This is a genomic window from Bacillota bacterium (assembly GCA_040754675.1).
In the GTDB taxonomy this organism is placed as follows: Bacteria; Bacillota; Limnochordia; order Limnochordales; family Geochordaceae; genus Geochorda.
In genome coordinates, this window is record JBFMCJ010000492.1 from 1 (window position 1) to 3,012 (window position 3,012).

The 3,012-nt window shown below is 65.3% G+C and carries 4 protein-coding genes; all 4 read right to left on the minus strand.

Annotation, left to right across the window (positions count from 1 at the left end; translation table 11 throughout):
* On the minus strand, positions 1 to 580 hold a 580-nt coding region (locus tag AB1609_19590; GenBank protein MEW6048647.1), incomplete at its 3' end, for an ATP-binding protein.
* Positions 581 to 929: 349 nt separating this feature from the next.
* Positions 930 to 1,508 (minus strand): hypothetical protein, encoded by a 579-nt coding sequence (locus tag AB1609_19595; GenBank protein ID MEW6048648.1) that lies wholly within the window; start codon positions 1,506 to 1,508, stop codon positions 930 to 932.
* A 123-nt stretch (positions 1,509 to 1,631) separates the two neighbouring features.
* Positions 1,632 to 2,351 (minus strand): ATP-grasp domain-containing protein, encoded by a 720-nt coding sequence (locus AB1609_19600; protein ID MEW6048649.1) that lies wholly within the window; start codon positions 2,349 to 2,351, stop codon positions 1,632 to 1,634.
* A 99-nt stretch (positions 2,352 to 2,450) separates the two neighbouring features.
* The coding region (locus tag AB1609_19605; GenBank protein ID MEW6048650.1) for a hypothetical protein at positions 2,451 to 3,012 on the minus strand (562 nt) is incomplete at its 5' end.

Here is a 3,012-nt window from a genome sequence, read left to right on the forward strand (position 1 = left end):
GGGCCACTATGCGCCCGTATTCCTTCGCGGACAGCAGCCCGGCGAGGTATAAGGTGTCCACCACTTCCCACAATCTCGCCCCGGGCACCTCCCCCCGGACAGCTATTACCTGCTCATGCGAACCAACCATACGGAGGATTTCACGCAACGCAAGGTCCACGCACAGCTGGCATCCGGGGCAGACGAAACGAAAGCCGTCCTCGGCTGGCAGGAAGCGCACCGGGACGTAGACCACCGCATCGTAACGCGGGTGCTTCCTCAGCGCTTCTTCTGCCGTCCGGTACCACGTGCTGTTTTCTATCCGGTAGAAGACACCGTACGCCAGCACGTCGTACACACTGCGGTCGGAAACGAACTTACCCAGGTGGTCCTCGCCTTCCACCTGCAGCCTCAGGACCAGGGACTGGAAGCGCTCGGCCGCCTCCGGGTCCCGGAGGAGCACCTGCAGATCCGAGACCCCGGCCTGCCGGGCCGCTTCGCGCGCCCGCTCGGTCAAGAGGGGCAGGCCCAGGGCTTCAGCCAGCATCTTAGCCAGCGTGGTTTTTCCGGTCCCGTGCGAGCCGGCGATTGCGATGCGCACGTTCACCCCTCCTTGACGTCTTCAGCCCTATTGCATCCTCAGCCCGCCGCGCGGGCACGCGAACCGGACAGGTCCCTTGCCACCCTGCCCGGCACCGTAGGCCGTGCTCTCGCGGCCGCAAGCCCACGCTCCCGGCAGATACGTCTGATGTCGGCCGGCCACCGGTCCTCGTCCGCTCCTTTCCCCGGACACGTTTCCATGCGCTGATACACCTCCCCAGTGGTGGTCTTGGCCGTTGCGGTCCGGCGGCCCCGGACCGGAAACGAAAACAGGGAGCACGGCCACGCCGTGCTCCAATACCACCTGCAAGGTTATGGGCGGCGAGAAGTTCGCCGCCCCGTCAACCGCGTCAATTTGCACCGGGCTCGCTTACCACCGACCAAGACTTCTCCTCGAGCAGCCAGCGCCGAAGCCGGTACCAGCCCCAACCGTCCTTCCCGGTGAATAGCAGGCGGCGGGGGTCCTCCACCCGAAACTCAGATTTAACCGCTCCGTTCGTGAACCGAATGGGCTCGTTGAACCGGATCACCATGCCCTTCCGCAGCTTTGGCCGCGCCTGGCGGGCGCGGAGGTTCTCCCAGCACTTCCGCCGCCACTCAAGAGCGCTCTTGTTATCCGTTGGCGTGAGCAGCTTCAGGATGCGCTCGGGGCAGTTATAATAAAAGGGCCCCATCTCCTCGCCCATGTCCTTGTAGCCGAAGTTGCACATATCCCGCGGCCGGAAGGACAGCAGGCACACGATTGCGCTCACCTCGCGGCGGCCGTCCGGCCAGGCCCGCTCGTAGGCGATGTAAGCCTCCCTCATGTTTACCACGGCGCAATCGAGCACACGACCCACAGAACCATCAGGGTACTCGCCATTCTTTTCCTCAGCAAAGAACTCGCGGATACTTTGACCCGGAGTCTTTTCCACAAACGTCCAGCCCATATTCTCGCCTCCTCCCTGGCGGGCCATCAACCTGCTTGCCGGCTGGCCCTGTGCAAGTGGGCGAAGGAACACTGCCGCGCCGTGCCGGTGCACCCGTGACATTCCTGGCTGAGAGAGGACCCGCTACGACGTCGCGCGGGACGACTCGGCGGTCAGCCGGGCGCACGCAGGGCAAGTCGGATGCCACGACCGGGACGCTTCGGCGGCGTCGATGAAGTACCAGCGCCCGTCTTCCCCCAGGGCAAAGTCCAGGCTCCAGGCCCCGGGGAGAACCCGGGCGAGCTCGCGGGCGTACCCGGAAAGCAGTTCCACCTCATCCGGCGGTTCTTCGTTCAGCGCCCGGAGCGCGTCGCGCCACTCGGGCGGCTCCTCGATGCGGAAGAACCGGATGGACTCTTCCGGCCAGTAGGGGTGGTGGCAGACTACCTCGCCGTCCCGCACGAAGTAGCGCCGTTCCCGGGCCACCGGCATGCCCCAGAAGGCGTGGAAGGCGTGCTGCAGCGGGATGTACTGCCGCAGCACGATGGCCTCGCACGCGAGGTCGTAAACACCGTTTCCGTCCACCACCCGGTACAGATTCCGCCACAGGTTCTCCGGGCTCTGTACGTAGCACGTCCGGCTCCATTCGTGCTTGCACGATGCGAGGTCGGTCCGCAGAAACAACGGGTAACCAAGATGCGCGGCGGCCGCCTCCACCAGCACCCGCACCTCTTCAGGAAGCGGCTTCCCGTCCAGAAGGCCCGCCAGCGTGTGCCACCCGGCCCATACTGCGACCGTTTTCGGTTTGGGAACCGCCACGTCCCTGACCCGTGGCCACCAGAAAAGCAGGCTCGAAGTTTCCAACCATCGATCCCTCCCTTCAGCTCTTCAGCCTCCCGGCCGTGCGGCTGCCCCGGACCGCGGTCTGCCGGGGATTCGGCCCCACCCCCCGGGAGGCCTCGCCTACACCGGGCTACGCTCCGCAGGAATGCCTTGCAGTTCCCCCACCCGGCCCAGGGCGTCTTCAGGAGTTGAGTCGTGCACCAACCGGGCCACCGGAGCTTCGCCGTACCGCTCGCGGCAGACGAGGTATCCCCTTGACCAGCCGACTGGCACCTCGAACACCGCGGCGAACTCGTATTCGGAGTATGACGCGTGGATGAGCGGCGTGCTTGCCCCCCAGCGTAACAGCGAGTTCCCGGGTACCCACGTCCAAATGTTGTACCAAAGCCTTTCGGCGGACACTTTCATGTATGACTCTCCCCACCCCGGGGGAAGCACTGCCGGCGTCACGTAGTAACCCGACCGTTTCGGGTACGGCGTTATCAGTTCCAGCCGCGCAATGCGCGCGGGAGGGCGGCGCCTCCGCAGCGCTCCCATCCACCTGCAGAACACCCGGTGGTTCTCCCAGGCCATAGCCTGACAACGCTTCTGTCTCTCCCGTTCCTCGTGCACCGCCTCTTCGAACGCCGCCTCAAGGTTTGGGGCAAAGGCATCCAGCGCCAGAACCCATTCGGGCACCTCA

Excerpts from the sequence above, each read along its gene's own strand:
- AB1609_19595 (MEW6048648.1), bottom strand. The coding sequence starts at position 1,508 with ATGGGCTGGACGTTTGTGGAAAAGACTCCGGGTCAAAGTATCCGCGAG.